This is a genomic window from Paenibacillus polygoni (genome assembly GCF_030263935.1).
Taxonomy (GTDB): Bacteria; Bacillota; Bacilli; order Paenibacillales; family Paenibacillaceae; genus Paenibacillus; species Paenibacillus polygoni.
This window is the reverse complement of the sequence record NZ_CP127162.1, coordinates 650,508-669,291: the sequence shown is the minus strand read 5'-3', so window position 1 is coordinate 669,291 and position 18,784 is coordinate 650,508. Positions and strand designations below refer to the sequence as shown.

At 42.8% G+C, this 18,784-nt stretch carries 16 protein-coding genes; 4 read left to right on the top strand and 12 right to left on the bottom strand.

Features of this window, described 5'->3' with window-relative positions; genetic code table 11:
• Window positions 1-41: 41 nt before the first annotated feature.
• Genes dhaK through QPK24_RS03220 form a run of 3 tightly spaced genes read right to left on the bottom strand, consistent with a single transcriptional unit; the run spans window position 42 to window position 3,109 of the window.
• On the bottom strand, window positions 42-1,799 hold the full coding sequence (gene dhaK, locus QPK24_RS03230) for a dihydroxyacetone kinase subunit DhaK (RefSeq protein ID WP_285746118.1): 1,758 nt from the start codon (window positions 1,797-1,799) through the stop codon (window positions 42-44).
• A 5-nt stretch (window positions 1,800-1,804) separates the two neighbouring features.
• Window positions 1,805-2,938 (bottom strand): glycerol dehydrogenase, encoded by a 1,134-nt coding sequence (locus tag QPK24_RS03225; protein WP_285749062.1) that lies wholly within the window; start codon window positions 2,936-2,938, stop codon window positions 1,805-1,807.
• A 36-nt stretch (window positions 2,939-2,974) separates the two neighbouring features.
• Window positions 2,975-3,109, bottom strand: coding sequence for a hypothetical protein (locus QPK24_RS03220; protein ID WP_285746116.1), 135 nt, complete (start codon window positions 3,107-3,109; stop codon window positions 2,975-2,977).
• 169 nt (window positions 3,110-3,278) lie between these two features.
• On the opposite strand from QPK24_RS03220, the gene QPK24_RS03215 reads away from it, so the two are divergent.
• Window positions 3,279-4,304 carry a PocR ligand-binding domain-containing protein gene (locus QPK24_RS03215; RefSeq protein ID WP_285746114.1) on the top strand — a complete coding sequence of 342 codons (1,026 nt, stop codon included), beginning with the start codon at window positions 3,279-3,281 and terminating at the stop codon, window positions 4,302-4,304.
• 122 nt (window positions 4,305-4,426) lie between these two features.
• On the opposite strand, the gene QPK24_RS03210 is transcribed toward QPK24_RS03215, so the two are convergent.
• Window positions 4,427-7,222: a stalk domain-containing protein gene (locus QPK24_RS03210; protein ID WP_285746112.1), complete on the bottom strand. Its 2,796-nt coding sequence runs from the start codon at window positions 7,220-7,222 to the stop codon at window positions 4,427-4,429.
• A 186-nt stretch (window positions 7,223-7,408) separates the two neighbouring features.
• Here QPK24_RS03210 and QPK24_RS03205 point away from each other — a divergent pair, with 186 nt between their 5' ends.
• Together QPK24_RS03205 and QPK24_RS03200 are read left to right on the top strand one after the other, a co-directional pair.
• The gene (locus tag QPK24_RS03205) at window positions 7,409-8,380 is read left to right on the top strand and encodes a hypothetical protein (RefSeq protein WP_285746111.1); all 972 of its coding nucleotides are present in this window, start codon (window positions 7,409-7,411) and stop codon (window positions 8,378-8,380) included.
• A gap of 101 nt (window positions 8,381-8,481) precedes the next feature.
• Complete coding sequence (locus QPK24_RS03200) at window positions 8,482-8,862, top strand: VOC family protein (protein WP_285746109.1); 381 nt, start codon at window positions 8,482-8,484, stop codon at window positions 8,860-8,862.
• Between the two features lie 87 nt (window positions 8,863-8,949).
• Here QPK24_RS03200 and QPK24_RS03195 read toward each other — a convergent pair whose 3' ends face one another.
• From QPK24_RS03195 to ilvA, 3 genes are all read right to left on the bottom strand, one after another.
• Window positions 8,950-9,759: an IS3 family transposase gene (locus QPK24_RS03195; protein WP_249716869.1), complete on the bottom strand. Its 810-nt coding sequence runs from the start codon at window positions 9,757-9,759 to the stop codon at window positions 8,950-8,952.
• The gene (locus QPK24_RS03190) at window positions 9,756-10,100 is read right to left on the bottom strand and encodes a helix-turn-helix domain-containing protein (RefSeq protein WP_285746107.1); all 345 of its coding nucleotides are present in this window, start codon (window positions 10,098-10,100) and stop codon (window positions 9,756-9,758) included. The genes QPK24_RS03195 and QPK24_RS03190 overlap by 4 nt, the downstream gene beginning before the upstream one ends.
• 176 nt (window positions 10,101-10,276) lie before the next feature.
• Window positions 10,277-11,557 (bottom strand): threonine ammonia-lyase IlvA, encoded by a 1,281-nt coding sequence (ilvA, locus tag QPK24_RS03185; protein WP_285746106.1) that lies wholly within the window; start codon window positions 11,555-11,557, stop codon window positions 10,277-10,279.
• Between the two features lie 219 nt (window positions 11,558-11,776).
• Between ilvA and QPK24_RS03180 the strand changes: the two genes are divergently transcribed.
• Window positions 11,777-12,061, top strand: a complete 285-nt coding sequence (locus QPK24_RS03180) for a DUF4176 domain-containing protein (protein WP_191802756.1) — start codon at window positions 11,777-11,779, stop codon at window positions 12,059-12,061.
• Between the two features lie 397 nt (window positions 12,062-12,458).
• Here the strand turns inward: QPK24_RS03180 and QPK24_RS03175 are convergent, their stop codons facing one another.
• The 5 genes from QPK24_RS03175 to purM all read right to left on the bottom strand — a co-directional run bounded on the left by QPK24_RS03175 (window position 12,459) and on the right by purM (window position 18,664).
• Complete coding sequence (locus tag QPK24_RS03175) at window positions 12,459-13,070, bottom strand: alpha/beta hydrolase (protein WP_407082986.1); 612 nt, start codon at window positions 13,068-13,070, stop codon at window positions 12,459-12,461.
• Between the two features lie 590 nt (window positions 13,071-13,660).
• A complete protein-coding gene (gene purD / locus QPK24_RS03170) occupies window positions 13,661-14,926 on the bottom strand; it encodes a phosphoribosylamine--glycine ligase (protein WP_285746102.1) in 1,266 nt (421 codons plus the stop codon).
• Between the two features lie 281 nt (window positions 14,927-15,207).
• Window positions 15,208-16,755 (bottom strand): bifunctional phosphoribosylaminoimidazolecarboxamide formyltransferase/IMP cyclohydrolase, encoded by a 1,548-nt coding sequence (gene purH / locus QPK24_RS03165; protein WP_285746100.1) that lies wholly within the window; start codon window positions 16,753-16,755, stop codon window positions 15,208-15,210.
• A gap of 224 nt (window positions 16,756-16,979) precedes the next feature.
• A complete protein-coding gene (gene purN / locus QPK24_RS03160; RefSeq protein WP_285746098.1) occupies window positions 16,980-17,624 on the bottom strand; it encodes a phosphoribosylglycinamide formyltransferase in 645 nt (214 codons plus the stop codon).
• Window positions 17,624-18,664, bottom strand: a complete 1,041-nt coding sequence (purM, locus tag QPK24_RS03155; RefSeq protein ID WP_285746096.1) for a phosphoribosylformylglycinamidine cyclo-ligase — start codon at window positions 18,662-18,664, stop codon at window positions 17,624-17,626. Before purM ends, purN begins: the two co-directional genes overlap by 1 nt.
• Window positions 18,665-18,784 lie beyond the last annotated feature (120 nt).

Below are 18,784 nucleotides of genomic sequence, written 5' to 3'. Positions count from 1 at the left end.
AATGATACGTTGACAGCCTCTTAATATAGGATAAGATCTCGTTATTTTATTGCTTCAGATAGTTCGGTGAAAATAAATCCGATGGCATATGCTCCGGCATCTGGATATCCAATGCTTCGTTCTCCGACCGTTCCTGCTCTTCCCATACGAGCAACGATTTCTTCGGTTTTCTTCGCACCTTCCACCGCAGCTTGTGCAGCTTTTTCGGAAGCCGTCTTCAAATCTTCTCCTGCTTCTGCACTCTTCTGCCAGGAATCTGCCATTGGTACAAGCGCATCAATGAGTGTCTTGTCACCCACCACTGCTCCGCGTCCAAATGATCTTTCTCCAGTATCCTGGATCCCTTTCACTACAGCAGAGAACAGATCAGCAACGTCCTGCACCCCAAGAACTTCTTTCTCGCCTGCACTCTTACTTGCTGCGCGGAAAGCCGATCCCCAGATCGGACCTGAAGCCCCGCCACATTTCTCCATAATAATAAGAGAACATGCATCAAGGAATTCAGACATGCTGGAACTTTTCTCTAGTACGTGATCCCATTCTTTTTTGAGTTGTTTAAATCCGGTCGCAATACTTGTACCGAAATCACCATCTCCAGCATGAGAATCGAGATCACAGAACGGTCCCTCATTTTTAATAATGATCTCACTCATCTTGTCGATATAATAGATCAGATTATTCAGCGAGAATTGCTCATTAGTTACCTTTGAATATTCCTCGGAAGTTTCCACCGTATAAGATGCTTTCTTACCTGCATCTGCTTGAACTTCTTCGACTTTGTCTGTATAGATTACTTCTGTTAGAGGTCCTCTCATGGTCAGCGCCGGTGTCTCACACTCTACAGCAAGCAGATTTTTCAGTTCCTCATCAAGCTGCATCAGTGACAAAGATGCACCTGCCATATCAATACTTGTCATATAGTCACCAACGAGAACCTTCATCACCTTTTTGCCTCTCGCCTTCATCTCTCTCATGACTGCGTTATTCAGCAAGTACAGCTCCTGAAGGGGTGAACCTCCAAAGCCATTAACGAGAACAGCATACTCATCTTGACCATTTGGATCCATATGTTTCAGCAAGTCTTCAACCATCCGGCCGGCGAGTTCATCAGCAGAAAGCATTTTCTCACGCCGAATCCCTGGCTCACCATGAATACCTACTCCATATTCAATCTCATCCTCGTTCAGTTGGAACGTAGGGCTTCCTTTCGCAGGAACGGTACAAGAAGTTAGAGCAAAGCCAATACTTTTCGTACGATCCGCTGCTTTTTGTGCTGCTTCTTTAACTTCTGTCAGTGATTTGCCCAGTTCTGCGGCAGCTCCTGCAATCTTATGAACAAATACAGTACCTGCTACACCGCGCTTACCTACCGTGTACAGGCTGTCTTCCACTGCAATATCATCTTCTACTTTTACGTAGTCAACCGTAATTCCGTCTTCTCTTGCCAGATGGGCAGCATTACGGAAGTTCATGATGTCTCCGCTGTAGTTTTTAATAATAAGCAGCGTACCTTTGTCACTGCGTGACCCGCGAAGCGCTTGGTAGACTTGAATCTGAGATGGAGAAGCAAATACGTCTCCGCAGACGGCTACATCAAGCATCCCTTTCCCAACAAAACCTGCGTGTGCCGGTTCATGACCGCTTCCTCCGCCGCTGATCAGCGTGACTTTGTTCGGGTTAAGTTCATTTTTCGCAATGATTTTATATCTTGAATCAAATGTAAGTTCTGGATGAGCAAGAATGAGACCATTCGCCATTTCTCTTACAAGTGTTTCCGGTTTATTCATTATTTTTTTCATATCGCTCACCCTAACTTTTGTTTATATTCTCGTCCAATTTGGTCAGCAACCATGATGGAAGCAACCACTGCTTCTTCGGTTACCGGGAATGGCATGGAGTGAATCGATTCCTCTGGAATACATGCTTTTCTTGCCACTTCTTTCAGTTCATCCACTGTCACTGTATCAACGCCGATATCAGCAAGACATACGGGAAGTCCGATGGATACACAGAAAGCAAGGACTTCGTCCAGCTCTTCTTTCGGTGCATTCTCAAGCACCAATTGAGCGATGGTACTAAACGCTACTTTTTCACCGTGGAAATAATGATGTGTGCCTTCCAGTGCCGTAAGTCCATTGTGGATCGCATGAGCTGCTGCAAGTCCTGCACTTTCAAAACCAAGTCCGGACAGCAAGATGTTTGTCTCTACAATATTCTCAAGCGCTGGAGTTACTAAGTTGCAATCACATGCCACCTTCGCATTCAGTCCATCTTCGAGCAGGGTTTCATAACATAGTTTTGCAAGCGCAAGCGCTGCTTTTGTACCGACTACTTTTGGAGCGCTTCCGTCAAGTACGCCGCAAGGAAGACCTGCGTTCACACTAGAGTAGGATCTAGCTGTTGCTCTTGCTTCAAAATAAGTGGATAGAGCATCCCCCATTCCGGAAACGAGGAAACGAGTAGGTGCATTCGCAATAATCGTATTATCAATCATGACTACACTTGGACTTTGTTTGAAGTAAGCGTAATCATCAAATGCTCCATCTTCCGTATAAAGTACTGCCGAATGGCTTGTAGGTGCGTCAGTTGCAGCAATGGTTGGTACGATAATCAGAGCTTCCCCTTCAGCTACACACTTCGCTGTGTCAATGGCTTTTCCTCCGCCAAGGCCAATCGTACAGTCACAGTTCTTTTCTTTCGCAAGTTCTTGTAGTCTAGCGATCTCCTCGCGGGTACATTCACCGCCAAATCCACCTTCAACAAAAGTCACATTAAATTTATCTGCGGTTGTGTTTAGTTGTTCTTTTACACGAGCGATATCATCGGGATGAGCAATCAGTAACGCGGATTCACCAAATGTGCGAATAAAATACCCTAAATTTAAAAGTTCATTTTCACCTTGTACATATTTCGTTGGACTAATAAAAGCTCTTCTCATCATTATTACCTCCTAGGAAAATAGTTCAATTATCTTTTATCTTTTTTCTGCTTCAATATCTTCTTTTCTGCCTTCACTATCTTCTTTTTGCTTCTCTTCCTTTTTTGCCTCTACCTTTTTCGATTTCTCTATCATTCCGGTTTCTATATCTCTATTATATTTTTTACCCAATCACATTACATTGAACTCCGATTACTAATTAAAGCGTTTTCTTATTGTGTTTTTTTGCACTAAACGGTCATAAATTGTACTTTTATGTACTTCACTCCTGTAAAAAGTTATACTATAAGAAGAAATTAAGCATCTAACTTCAATTTTTCATTTTTAGGAGTACACCACTATGAAACCAGTACACTTTCATCTGAGTCAGATCATTGATATTGATAAATGGCATGGACTTCAAGACTCCCTCTCGCTTGTAACTAAAATGGCGATCATTACGGTGGATTACAAAGGTGTCCCTGTCACGAAGCACAGTCATTGTCAGCCTTTCTGTCAAACTGTGCGCAAAGACAAGGTGCTGTCTGAGTACTGCCAGAAATGTGATGCCAGAGGCGGGCTAGAGGCGGTTCGAACGAACAAACCCTACATTTATTCTTGTCATTTCAATATCGTGGATATAGCCATTCCGATCCTTGTTGATGGTCAGTATGTGGGTGCAATTATGGCAGGACAGATTAAACTGACGGATCAGGAATTATATCTTGAACAGATTGTGAATCGTCCTGAGAATACGGAAAGCCGGGCTAAATTTAAAGCACTTGAAAAAGAATATAATGCACTGCCGCAGCTTACTTACGATGAAGTAGCCAAAGCGGCAGAGATGCTGCTTCAGCTTTCTACTTATATTGTTGAGGAATCCATTCAGAAGAATGCTACCATTGAGATGTATAAAAAGGCGCTGTCACAGGACATGCCGCTTACAGTTCCGGCTCACGTTCCATCCGTAAAAGCATTTAAAAATATGGAAGCCATGCAGCATGAGCTAGTTAACACGATGATTGACAGCAAAATCAAGAAATTCACAACCCATGATTTTCAGACAATGAATCCACTGCTTACCCCGGCATTTGAGTATATTTATCATCACAAGAATGAGAATATTACGCTGCAGGAAATGGCAAAGTTATGTCATGTGAGTCCAAGCTATTTCAGCCGAATCTTTACAAAAGAAACGGGAGAGAATTTTTCTGTTTTTGTACCTAGGCTGAAAATGGAATGGGCAAAGCAGCTACTTGAAGAAACCAATCTTCCCATCCATCAAATCAGCGAGGATCTGGGATATACGGATGCGGGATATTTTATTAAAACATTTAAGAAATTAGAAGGTCTAACGCCAGCGGTGTATCGCAGGATGATTCGGTGATCTCGCGCCCTTTTCATAAAACACAGGCAAGCATAAAAGCCGGAACCATAGTCCATGGTCCCGGCTTTTATTCCTCATTCCCTATTCAAATTCGTATTCAAATCACCTTATTTCTAATCTCCCTAGTTGCCCTTATCTTCCTTTGGTTCTTCTTTCTTATCCCCATTCGGCTCTTCTTTCGGTTCTTCTTTCTTTTCTTCTTTCATCGGTGTTATTTCTTCAAGGACAATGGAATCGCTAGCTCGGGATAAACTGTTAATCGTTGCTTTATCTCCATCGGCTACAGATAGAACAAAGAATCGGTAACTAACTCCTGGTTTCAGTGAACTCCCCTCTGAATCCAGCGCCGAAGTATCTATCGTGGCGACTCCGTTTCCACCCGTTTTACTTACGGAGGTGTATTGTGATCTTGGCAAGGCATTCGCTTGATCCAAAGTAAACTGACTAGCTGAAGCTGCTTTCACAGCAATTACTGCATAGAAAGAAAGACCTTTTTCATCCCCGGCTTTATTGAAATTCACTTGGATTGCGGGGTTTCCATTTGGCCTATTCTCTACCTTCGTAATACTCGCTTGATCTACCTGAACTGCAGGCTGGCTCAGTGTAAAGTTACTTGATCCATCAGATAAAGCATTGTCCGAACGGGTTGAACCATCTGCTAGTGAGAGAACAAACGCTTTATAGCTGATACCTGCAGCGAGTTTATTGCCGTTAATATCCCTAGTTCCTTCTCCAAGAAGCTTTGAGATATTTGATCCGTTTTTATTTACTGCTGTGTAATTACTTGACGATACACGATTTGCTGCGGAAAGATCAAAGCGGCTTGCTTCATCTGCTCTCACAAGCATAATCAGATAACGGGATATTCCGGTTTCATCTGAAGCTTTTTGGAAGGAGATCGTCACATCACGGCCGTCCCCATTATTTCCTTTGATATTCGCAGATACATTAGAAGCAGGTCTAACACTGCTTGAAGACAACTGTACTGCTGAAGAAGCAGATGACAGTCCATTTAGCTTACTATCTCCGCGGTTACTTACGGCAAGTACGAATACCCGGTAACTCACCCCGCTGCGGATCGCTGATCCATCTGTATCTTTTGCTCCCGATGCGAGTGTAACCTTCAGATTTCCGCCTGTTTTATTTACTCTTGTATACCGATCGCTGCTCATCCCATTCGCTCTAGAAAGGTCGAAACTTCCGGCATTGCCTGACTTCACTACAAATACACGGTAATGATCTACGCGAGATTCTTCAGATGATTTGTTAAAAGTAACCTGTAAGTCCCGTCCGTCTCCGTAATCCTGAATATCACTTACCGCTACATTCGTTGCCGGCTGTGATACTGAGTTGTTACTTAAGGAGATTGCATTAGAGGAAGATGATAATAAGTTCTCATATCCTCCTTGCTGATTCCCCATCGCTGCTACAAACACACGATAGCTTTCTCCTTCACGAACCGTAATCCCGCTCGTATCTTTTAGGCTTTGCGGCAGTGTAATCGTCTGATTTTTTCCATTCTTCGAAATATCATAATAGCTTCCAGAAGATACTTTATTCGCTTCAGTCATGGTAAATGCAGAGCTGTTATTATTACGAACTACGAATACCCGATAAAATCCTACTTTTGACTCGTCACCTGTTTTGTTGAATGAAACCTGCAGGTCTCGTGCATCGCCGTAATCACTTCGGTCAGTTACCGATGTAATGGAAGGAGCAGTCATTGTACTTCCGTCCAAAGTGATGCTCGAAGAACCAGAGGACAGTCGATTCTGTTTATCATTCGTATTCGTGCTAGTTGAGAGAACAAACAGCGTATATGCCGTTCCATTCTTGATAAGATCCCCTGATACATCACGGGATGAAGAAGAAAGTGTAGTCGTAATCACGGAACTTCCTGATTTACCGATGACTGTCGAGTAACTGCTCGAAGCACGGTTCGCTGCATTTAGATCAAAAGAGGAGGCGTCTTTGGTCTTGACGATAAAGGCACGGTAGCTGTTAATATCCGATGTCGTTCCAGGCTGTTTGAAACTAATCTGAAGATCACGGCCATCTCCGTTATTTGCAACATCTTTGACACGCAGTTCACTTACCGCTTGAACCGCTGGTTTTGCTGTCAGGGTAATTGAATTTCGTGCGGACGAAAGAATTGAGGCATAGTTAGCAGCATCGTTTCCAACGGTTAATACATACACTTTGTAAGTTACGCCGGTTCTGATCTTTTCTCCGCTCACATCTCTTGTGTTCTCTCCTAAAGTGACACTCACATTTCCATTTCTTTTGCTTACTTCCGTATAGTTCGCAGAGGTTATATTCATAGCTGCATTAAGTGTAAAGTTGCCTGCACTCGTATCCTTGACTAACATGACACGGTATTCGTATACTCCCCCTTCGTTCTGCGAAGGTGTGAAGTCTACTTTTATATCCCGGCCGTCACCATACTGAGTACCTACACTCGTTGTAATGGTCGAAGTAGACAAATCATCACTCTTTGTTACGATGTCTACACGTTTGGCCTGTGAGTTCCAGTACACTTCTTCTCCCAATGCTTCCGTTACAAAACGAATGGGAACCATCGTATTCCCCTTAACTACAGAGGCGGGAATATCCAGATAGACCGTATTGCCATTAATAGTAGCCGTCTTTGATCCGATCTTTAGTGATACGGTCTGATCACCTTTTGTTGCCGTAACCGTCTTCGACTTATTGTTCCATACGACCCTGGCGTTCAGCCCTTCAAAAATAGACCGAAGTGGAACGAGTACTCTGGCACCTTTCATAATAGGGGGCTGTGGAGCTGATAATTTCTCATTATCAATGTAAATCTGTATGGCGACTGCTGCATGAGACACGACAGGCGGAACACTTGCTGTAATTAAGGCAGCAATGACTGCTGTGGAGATCCATTTTTTCATTATTATTGTTACCTCCAGTATTTGGATTATTAACTTGGTATGGCTTAGCAATCTTATAACGCAAGTAGATGGGATAAAGTTCCATAAAAGGAATGGAAAACATAAAAATATTTTCTTCCTATCCCTTTCGATCGTGTGTCTATCGGTTAATAGATGAACAGCAAGCCATTTTCAGGAGGGACCATTATGAAGATTCAAATCCCAAGTAAGGTTGCTGACCGGAAAAAAAAGAGAGTAAAAACAGCCATCATCCTGCTGAGCAGTGCCGCACTGTTGTTGCCTGGAGCAGAATTCATCGGTACTCAAGCTGCACTAGCAGCTTCAAACGCCTCAAACGCCTCATCCGTCTCCACCTCAGATTCTGACAAGGTTCTGAACAACTTCCAATCCTTACTCAAAGCAAATAACCTAAGGGACGCTGACATTTATCTAAACAAGAATATTGAAAAGACAACCCAGCATCACGCCAGCCTGATGGTCTTATATTTAGAAAATGCACGGATTAAGGCACTGCCCATCCTCGATCAGAAATTTTATCCCGAAGAGATTCAGAAAGAGCTTTCTTCAATTTATAAGCGAAATGATCATATAGACAATCTTATAAAAAAGGCGAAGACACAAAAGTTAAAAAAACTGCTCATCGAAGTAAAAAACAGCGGTTATAAAATGAGGACTTCAGAAGGAATGTATTACTTGACTATGGACTATTCTAGATTCGAGCGATATCAGAATAATGTAAAAGACGATATAGCAGCCTATATCACTATTCAGATGACCGAAACGGACAAATATGCTTCAAGTGATGCAGCTCTAACCATCGGATATCAAGAACTGGTGAACCGAGCGTTAATTCAGGAGAATTTCCTGCTTGAATATCCAACATCCAATCGTTCAGGACAGGTAAAGACCTTGTTCAACGACTATAAACTTTATGTATTTTATGGACTTAACAATACCCCTCTCTTCTCCTATGAGGAAAACACAATGCAGCCAAATGCTCGAAAAGCGTACGAATTCATATCCCAGATTCCAAACACAAATAAGAGTGAGTTACGCAATCAACTTAAACAATTCATGAAGCTTGTAAAAGAGGAAAAATATAAAAAAACAGCAAAGGTACAGAATTGGCTTACAGAAAACATCAATGAAAAGCAGTAATAATTAGCCCTTCTCTATTTTCCAATTTAATGGTAAAATTGTATTTATTTCATATAATGAAATATGGTTTCATTATATGAAACCTGATTAGGAGTGAAGAGATGACCTATCATTATGTTGGTATTGATCATGTTCAGCTTGCAGGTCCACCGGGATGCGAGGCAGAAGCTCGCCATTTTTATAGTGAAGTCCTTGGATTTACTGAAATCCCTAAACCGGAAGTACTGCAAAAAAGGGGCGGTGTATGGTTTCTTTGTGGAAGTCACGAGGTTCATATCGGTGTGCAGGCTGACTTTTCTCCAGCTACCAAGGCTCATCCAGCTTTTAATGTTAAACAGATCGAATCTTTACGCAGTACCTTAGTAGATCAAGGAATTCCGATCATCGCAGATGATGCCCGCCAAGAGGAAGGTGTCGTTCGATTTTATCTTCATGATCCTTTTGGAAATCGCCTGGAGTTTATGGAACGAAGCAATCTTTAATAATCGATATTTATGATATGCAGCCAAATAAACAAGCCCCCGCGAACTATGGTCAAGACCCCATTTTGTAGACATTGAAAAAAGACCCTAGGCGGTAAACTGGCGTCGGTACTCTACCGGCGTCAGTTTTTTTAGTTTCCGTTGTGGCCGCCTTCGGTTATAAAAACGGATGTATTTCTCCATTCGCCTTTGTGCCTCTGCAAGATTTCGTATATCATAAGGGTAGAGTCCTTCCGTTTTGAGATGCGAGAAGAAACTCTCCATAGAGGCGTTGTCTAGGCAATTGCCTCGGCGAGACATGCTGATTTGGGCGCCAACCTTTGGCAGCATGTCGTGGTAAGCATGAGACGTGTACTGGAACCCTTGGTCGCTGTGAACGACTAGTCCGGTCACGTCTTTTTGCTTGGAAAAGGCTTTTGCGAACGTTTGAAGTACCAGCTCATTATCATTACGCTCACTAAGTTGGTAGGCTACAATCTCGTTATTAAATAGATCTTTCACTGCCGAGAGATACAACCAGCGCTCGCCTACTCGGTATTGGGTCACATCCGTCACCCATTTCTGGTTTGGTTTTTCAGCCGTGAAATTACGCTTAAGCAGATTATCAGCAACACGCTCGGCTGCCTGGTATGTCGCGTTAAATCGACGTTTCCGGCGAATACTGGCTTGAAGACCCATGTTTTGCATCAGGCGTAGTACCTTCTTGTGGTTCATCCATACACCTTCATCCTGCCACAAGAATAGCTGGATCTGTCGGTAGCCATATTTCCCTTCATAGCGTTTGTACACCGTACGGATGAGTTGTTTAGCCTCGGCATCTCGGTCGTTCTTCTTCCGCTTTACATATGCATAGTAGCCGCTTCTAGAGACGCCAAGAAGTTGGCAATGTTCTGCTATTTGGCCGGTGGTCGCCGTTTGTTCGATGAGCCTGAAGCTTTGTTCTTTCCCTCCTGCATCCAGATTTTCAAATACTTTTTTAGCGTGGCATTCTCCCGTTTCAGCTGCTGGACATATCGCTCCTGATCTAAATACTCTTTTCGTCTTCCTCGTTGATCCAACAGACCAAACTCACCTTGTTCACGGTATTTACGCATCCAACGTTTCATTCGGCCCTGATCTTGAATTCCTAAATGATCGTTGATTTGCCGATACGTCCATTTTTCCTCTACGTGCAAACGGATTGCCTCCATCTTGAGTTCCTCAGAATATGTCTTAAACTTTTGACCTTTCATTGCCATAAAAAATACACCCCCTAGAATTTCATCGGTTAACCCAGGGGTTTTTCCAATGTCTATTCTAAGGGGTGCACTTCACTATTCTTCACGGGGGTTTGTCGTTCGTTTATATTCACTTTTTAGAGCCAGCACTTTAAAATTTGAATCCATCCATCTACTATGGTTTTTTCAGAAAATGATCAAATCAGTAGATTAAATAAGTTTTGATCTTTGTTGAGTTCTGTATACTGAATGTTTTTCGCCTTCATTCGTTCAACCAGCGGCTCGTAATCCTCTTTATTCATCAGTTCTATACCGACAAGGGCAGGTCCATTTTCTTTATTCGTTTTCTTCGTATATTCAAATCTTGCAATATCATCATCTGGACCAAGTACATCCGAGAGAAATTCACGAAGGGCACCTGCACGCTGCGGAAAATTAATCATGAAGTAATGTTTAAGTCCTTCATAAATAAGTGAACGTTCTTTGATCTCCTGCATCCGGTCAATATCATTGTTCCCACCGCTAATTATGCATACGACTTTTTTCCCTTTGATCTTATCTTTATACTGTTCGAGTGCAGCTACGGCAAGAGAGCCCGCAGGTTCGACTACTATTGCATTCTCGTTATACAGTTCCAAGATGGTCGTACACGCTTTTCCTTCCGGCACCTTAACTATATCATCCAGGGTTTGGGTACAGATATCATAGGTTAGATCTCCTACTCTCTTCACCGCTGCCCCATCGACAAACTTATCAATTTTCTGAAGGGTAACCACCTGTTTCTGCTCCATCGCCTCAGTCATGGATGCTGCGCCTAAAGGCTCCACCCCAATTACCTGTGTCTGTGGATGTACTGTTTTAACATAGGTTCCCACTCCAGCAGCTAGACCGCCCCCGCCAATTGTCACAAATACATAGTCTGCAGGACCATCCAAATCCTCCATGACTTCCATCCCGATCGTCCCGTTCCCTGCAATAATCTTCGGCTGATCAAATGGATGAATGAATGTAAGTTCCTGCTCATCTCTTACTCGCATAGCCGCTTCATAGGAATCATCATACGTATCCCCCGTAAGGACAACTTCAATGTTACTGCCGCCAAAACGTTTCACTTGCTTAACCTTCTGATTCGGTGTTGTGCTTGGCATAAAGATTTTGCCTTGAATCCCAAGGGCATTACATGAAAAAGCAACCCCTTGTGCATGATTTCCTGCACTCGCACATACAATGCCGCGCTCACGCTCTTCAGCAGATAAGTTTCGGATCATGTTATAGGCACCGCGAATTTTAAAAGAACGAACGACTTGCAGATCTTCTCTTTTCAGATAGACTTCACAACCATACTTTGCAGATAATACAGCATCATGCTGGAGGGGCGTTCTTACAATGACCTCTCTCAGTACATGATGTGCTCTAACGATATCTTCCATTCCCACTACAGGGACAGTTCCATGATTAGGTGTCTCTACTGATTTCATTTTCTCCCACACTCCGCTTGATTTGGTCAGCTTTACGCTTGCTGCACATATTTTCTATTTTATGTATTGTACCATCTTTGGACGGACGAGGGACGGTTCGTTTTGCGGATTTTCCTAAATTTTCTTAAAAAACAACGTTTCTTTCAGGTTACATTTTGCATATCACCACAAACCTATGTTTAAATAAAAGCAGTGTTTGAAAGAGGAGGACCCTAACCAATGTCGATTAACTACGAACAAGACTTACTGCCGATTGGCTCTGTTGTACGTATCAAAGAATGGAAACAGAAGCTGATGATTTACGGCCGTTTACAAAATGATACGGAATCTCAAAATACATGGGATTATGTTGCATGCTACTATCCTCACGGAAATCTGACGGAAGATTCCAACGCATTCTTTAATCATGAAGATATTAAAGACGTTATTTTCAAAGGATTTGAGGATCATGAGGAAGTTGCTTTCCGCAAGATTCTTGCTGAAGCGATTAAAGAAGCAGAGTAAATCAATTTACGACCGTGACTGCAACTAGCAGTAGAAAAAAAGACCCAAAGGTGTTCCCTCGTATAGAGAGGATCCTTTGGGTTTTTGTATGTTACTTGTATCAAGTTTTTAATCCATTAGATTTGAGGCTATTTTGAGGCTATATTGTAGACGAAATTTCAGACAACATTTCAGGCAACATTTTATATAAAGAAACTGTTATGTTCTTTATTTACTTTTGTTTAAACACCGACAAGTATTATGAATATGATTCACTTATTTAATTAATTACTTAGTTACTTAGTTACTTAGTTACTTACTCACTTACTCTCTCACTTACTCACTTACTCTCTCACTTATTCACTTACTATGCTACTAATAAACCTGTCGCGCAACTTCTCTTATCGGATTCTGCGTCTTAAGAAATGATGTTTTGCTTAAACCATGCTGCGGCAGCTACCACTTCAGTACGGCTTAGCTGATGTCCATGATTTTCCCAGTGTAATTGTACGCTCGCCCCTGCCCCTTCAAGTAGTTGCTGTAGATCTTCGGATTCTTGCGGTGCGCACATCGGATCGTTTTTGCCGGCAGCGATAAAAACTGGAACTCCTGATAGATCAGGCAGTTCTTTGTCACGTAAAGGAACCATAGGATGATGCAGAATGGCTCCCTTTAATGAATCGGCATAGTGGAATAGGAGACTTCCCGCAATATTAGCGCCGTTTGAATAACCAATCGCTACCACGTTACTTCGGTCAAATTCATAAGTCTTAGCTGCTTCATCTAAGAACTCGTGCAATTCTTTTGTGCGGAAAATCAGATCTTCTACATCAAATACCCCTTCTGCCAAACGGCGGAAAAATCGGGACATTCCGTGTTCATTTACATTTCCACGAACCCCTAAAATATTTGAGTATGGAGATACCATCTCTGCAAGAGGAATTAAATCACTTTCCGTTCCGCCTGTGCCATGAAGCACTAATAGGGTAGGCAATTCTGGATTTGACCCTTTATGGAATACATGTTTCATCGTCATATCTTCGCTCTCCTTTTATTTCGTATCACTCTACCTAAAGTCAATCGAGACTTTACCCTTAGACAATCGATCCGTTATCATTAATACGAGACATTATCCTTAATATCAATCAAGCTGTTATCAATTCAGTTCAGTTTATTCCAATTCTTTTCTGTTCAGTTTCTTTTGTGTTCAGTTCGATTCTTTTCTGTTTAGTTCTTTTCTGTTCTTTCTGTTCTTTTCTGTTTAGTTCTTTTGTCTTTTTCTCAGTTCAGGTTCTAATTCCAGTTTCAGTTCTTATTCCAGTTTCAGTTCTTATTCCAGTTCTATTACCTAATACCCAGTCTTGTGACCCAGTACTCTGGTACTCTCATTTTTTGCGCGTTCTCACTCGTTTATCTTAATTTTAAGATAAATTCTTGAATTCATCATACTTCTTTTTCGTCCTCAGTTCAAGAGTAGATCTGATTTCCTCTTGAGTAAAAGAAAAACAGACCAAACCGAGCGTTCCTGCTCTGATTTGATCTGTTTGCTCTTGATCTATTTCTTTTTGATCTTTAGTTTTTGATCTTTTGCTATTTGTATGCGGGAGCTATATTTTCACACTACACTAAAGCTTTTGCTGCAATATCAGAGCGCTGGTGTTTACCTTCGAAAGTGATCTGTTTTGCAGCCGCATAAGCGTTATTTCTTGCTTCTTCAATAGATGTTCCTCTACCGACAACGCCAAGTACGCGTCCTCCATTTGTTACATACTCACCTGCATCATTTTTCGCTGTCCCTGCATGGAATACGAGAGCATCCCCTGCTTGTTCAAGTCCAGAGATGACAATCCCCTTCGGATAAGAAGCAGGATATCCGCCAGAAGCGAGAATGACACATACCGCTGCTTCGTCACTCCACTCAATGTCGATGTCAGCAAGCGTACCGTTCACAGCTGCCAGGAAAATATCGAACAAGTCTGTTTTTAGTCTTGGGAGAACAACCTGCGTTTCGGGATCACCAAAACGAGCATTGAATTCTACAGTCTTCGGTGTACCGTCTGGTGAGATCATGAGACCTGCAAAAAGAACACCGCGGAACGGGCGACCTTCGGATACCATCGCTTTTGCTGTTGGAACGACAATGGTTTCTATGGCTTTATCAATAATCGCCTGATCGATGTGCGGCAGTGGAGAATATGTCCCCATCCCGCCGGTATTTGGACCTTTATCCCCATCGTATACGGGTTTATGATCTTGTGCTGCTGGCATACATCTTACCGTTTCTCCATCGACAAATGCCAAAATCGACATTTCCTGACCTTCCAGAAACTCTTCAATTACGACATTAGTACCTGATTCACCAAATGTTTTTTCTACCATCATGCTATGAAGTGCCGTTTCCGCCTCTTCATGAGTATAAGCTACAGTTACCCCTTTACCAGCAGCAAGTCCATCGGCTTTGATGACGATCGGAACCGGGCGAGAACGAAGATATTCAAGAGCTGCTTCATAGTTATCGAACTTCTCGTAAGCTGCAGTGGGGATGTTATATTTGCGAAGGAGATCTTTCATAAATGTCTTACTTCCTTCAATCTCGGCTGCATTTTTTCGAGGTCCAAAGACTGGTATGTTCTTCGCTTCAAACACATCGACAATTCCATCTGCTAATGGATCATCAGGGCCAACGACAACAAGTCCCACTTCTTTTTGGATTGCAAACTCAGCTAGTTTTTCAAATTCATGTACACCAATCGGCACACACTGTGCGATTTGGCTGATTCCTGCGTTTCCAGGGGCACAGTAAATGGTGTTTACCTTTTCGCTTTTTGATAGAGACCATACGATTGCATGCTCGCGTCCACCAGCACCAATAACGAGAATATCCATAAGTTCCTCCTTAAGTATGTACCTTTGAATAAGAATAAAGGCTGAGAGGCCAAGCTCTCCGCTTTGCACTCCCAGCCCCAGGAAAGATAAGATAACGCTCTGCTGAAGAATTCATTTCATAAAACCTTGTTTTTATTATGAATTTATGAAATTGATTCTGTTCCGTTCAAAAACCCCTTTTTGATCGTGTGCAGATCACGCTCGAATATGAATCCATTTTAGGTACTATATGTTTCATATGATGAAAAGAAAAATTTCCTTGTTACTTTATTTTCGGGAAATTAATGTTTAAAATGACGTACTCCTGTGAATACCATGGCAATTCCGTTCTCATTCGCTGCCTTAATGGACTCTTCATCCTTGATGGAACCACCTGGCTGAATAATCGCAGTAATACCGTGTTTTGCTGCAAGCTCTACCGTATCGCCCATTGGGAAGAATGCATCGGAAGCCAGCACAGCTCCTTTTGCTTTATCTGCCGCTTGTTCTAGTGCAATTTTCGCTGCGCCTACACGGTTCATTTGTCCTGCACCAACACCGACTGTCATATTATCAGAAGCAAGTACAATCGCATTAGATTTCACATGCTTAACTACTTTCCATCCAAACAGAAGCTGTTTTAGTTCCTCTTCAGAAGGATCACGGTCAGTTACGACCTGTAAATCGTCTGCATCCACGGAGTGTACGTCACTTTGCTGAACGACCATACCACCGTCAATACTTGTAACAACAAACTGACTTGTGCGTTCTTTAGCAGAAGAAAGTTCACCCATTCTGAGCAGACGAATATTTTTCTTCTTCGTCAGAATTTCGAGTGCTTCTTCTGTGAAGTCTGGAGCAAGCACAATTTCAAGGAAGATTTCGCTAAGTTTTGCCGCTGTATCTGCATCAATGATTCGGTTTGCTGCAACAATACCTCCGAAAATGGAAGTTGGATCTGCTGAGTAAGCTTTCATATAAGCTTGATAAATGCTTTCCCCTGTACCTACTCCGCAAGGATTCATATGTTTTACTGCCACAACAGCCGGCTCTTCGAATTCTTTGACAATCTGAAGTGCAGCGTTAGCATCATTAATATTGTTGTAAGAAAGCTCTTTACCATGAAGCTGCTCTGCTGTAGTGAGCGTCCCTTGCGGTGCAAGAGGTTTCCGGTAAAACGCAGCTTGCTGGTGAGGATTTTCTCCGTAACGAAGGTCCTGAATTTTCTCATAAGTAACCGTGTATCGCTCAGGAAGAGGATCGCCGTTCACATTAGACAGATAATCGGAAATAAGTGCATCGTAAGATGCCGTATGGCGGAACACTTTTGCCGCAAGCTGTTTACGAGTCTCAAGGGTGGTATCTCCTTGTTCACGAACCTCAGCAAGTACCTGACTGTAGTCATTCGCATCTACAACAACACTTACAAATGCATGGTTTTTCGCAGCAGAACGAAGCATAGTCGGCCCGCCAATATCGATATTCTCGATTGCGTCCTCGTAAGATACATCTGGTTTAGCAATGGTTTCTTGGAAAGGATAGAGATTTACAACAACCAGATCGATGTAGTCAAGACCAAGATCTTTCATTTGTTTTTGATGTTCTTCGTTGTCTCGAACTGCGAGAAGCCCGCTGTGTACGGCAGGGTGAAGTGTTTTTACTCGTCCATCCATAATCTCAGGAAATCCCGTTACGTCGGAAATACCGATGACTGGAATCCCTTCTTTCGACAGCAGGCTGCTGGTGCCGCCTGTCGAGATAATTTCGACCCCTAAATTAGACAACTCGCGGCAAAAATCCACGATGCCTGTTTTATCTGATACGCTAACGAGTGCTCTTTTTATACTCACGATGAAGCTCCTCCTCTTGTGTGTCACCACATAGAATGAATAGTTCTGAACTTAATTCCGATACACGTCTCATTTTGAAGAATAATAATTATTTGAAAAATGCAGTTTTTCGCAGTTTTTTACAACTAATGACCAACGTCGAAACTACGTTTATTTCCCGAGAAATATCACATCATGCCGGGATACGTTTTACTAGCCTTGCACAAAATGTTGGAATGTCTCCGCTATGTTGCAGTTTGAGTATTTTCCTGGCATTCTTTCGCAAGAATCGTAACTTTCCGTCCTTCCAGTTTTACGAGGCCTCTCGCAAACCAAGAAACAACCTCCGGATATAACTGCTGCTCTATTGCATGAATGGATGCCCCTAACGATTCCGCGGTATCTTCCGCAGAAACCTCTACTGCACGCTGTGCAATAATGGGTCCTGTATCCATTCCTCCGTCAACAAAGTGTACCGTTATACCCGTAAGAGTTACCCCGTAATCCAAAGCTTGTCCAATTGCATTTTTACCTGGAAAAGCTGGCAACAGAGATGGATGAATGTTGATGAGTCTTCCTGCGTACGCTTCGACAATAACGGGAGTCAGTAGTCTCATATAACCTGCCAGTACAACAAGATCAATCTTGAGGTTGTTCAGCTTTTCGACGATTTCCTGTTCATACGCTTCACGTGAAGGATAGTCTTTCGGCTGAAAGAGGTGGCAGGGAATCCCCGCAGACTGTGCTTTTTGGACAACAAGCGCCTGCGGTTTATCGCTGACAAGAAGCTCAATTGAACCCTTTATTTTTCCATTAGATGCAGCTTCTACTAAAGCCTGAAAGTTACTTCCTTGCCCGGAAGCGAATACGGCAATACGTAAACCGGACATTATACTTCCGCTCCAGTAAAGGTCACTACTTGGTTTCCTTCGGTTACACGGCCAATGGTGTAAGCTTCCTCTCCATTTGCACGCAAGGATTCGAGTGTTTTTTCTGCATCTGCTTCACTTACTACAATCACCATGCCAACCCCCATATTGAAGGTAGTGAACATGTCTTTGTTAGAAATACTTCCTTTTTGCTGCATCAGTTTAAAGATTGGCAGAATCGGCCATGAGCCATAGTTAATCTCTACATTCACGTTTGCTGGAAGCATCCGCGGAATATTTTCGATAAATCCACCGCCCGTAATATGTGCCATACCTTTAACTTTTACTTCATCCAGAAGTGCCAAGATTGGCTTTACATAGACTTTAGTTGGCTTCAACAGTTCATTTCCAAGCTTACCGCCGAGTTCCGCAACCTCATCCTGAAGACTGTAGCCGGCTTGCTCCAGAAGCAGCTTACGAACAAGAGAGAATCCGTTACTATGAACTCCGCTAGAAGCAACCCCGATCACAGTATCTCCAGGTGTAATGGTAGTTCCGTTAATGATTTTGGCTTTATCTACGATACCCACTGTAAAACCAGCTATATCATATTCACCATCACTATACATCCCTGGCATTTCCGCTGTCTCGCCGCCAATCAGTGCTGCGCCTGATTGATGACAACCTTCCGCAATGCCCGCTACGATGGCTTCAATTTTATCTGGAACGACTTTGTCACAAGCAAGGTAATCCAGGAAGAAAAGAGGCTCCGCACCCTGAACGACAATATCATTCACACACATCGCCACTGCATCAATACCAATGGTGTCATGACGATCCATGGCGAATGCAATTTTGAGCTTCGTTCCTACCCCGTCTGTACCCGATACCAGAACCGGCTCATCGTATTTATCTTTATTCAAACCAAACAAAGCGCCAAATCCACCGAGGTCTGTCATCACTTCTGGCCGGAATGTACGCTTCACATGTTTTTTCATCTTTTCTACCGCTTCATTGCCTGCCGCGATATCAACGCCGGCATTCTTGTAGGCTTCTGACAAATTGGACACCATCCTTAAGGGGAAAATCACCCACCTAAATCCTCCCTGACAGGGAGGACCCCAGAGGGGCAGCGCCCCTCTGGACACCCGCAAATTTGCTAGCGGACCGGAGTTTTGGGT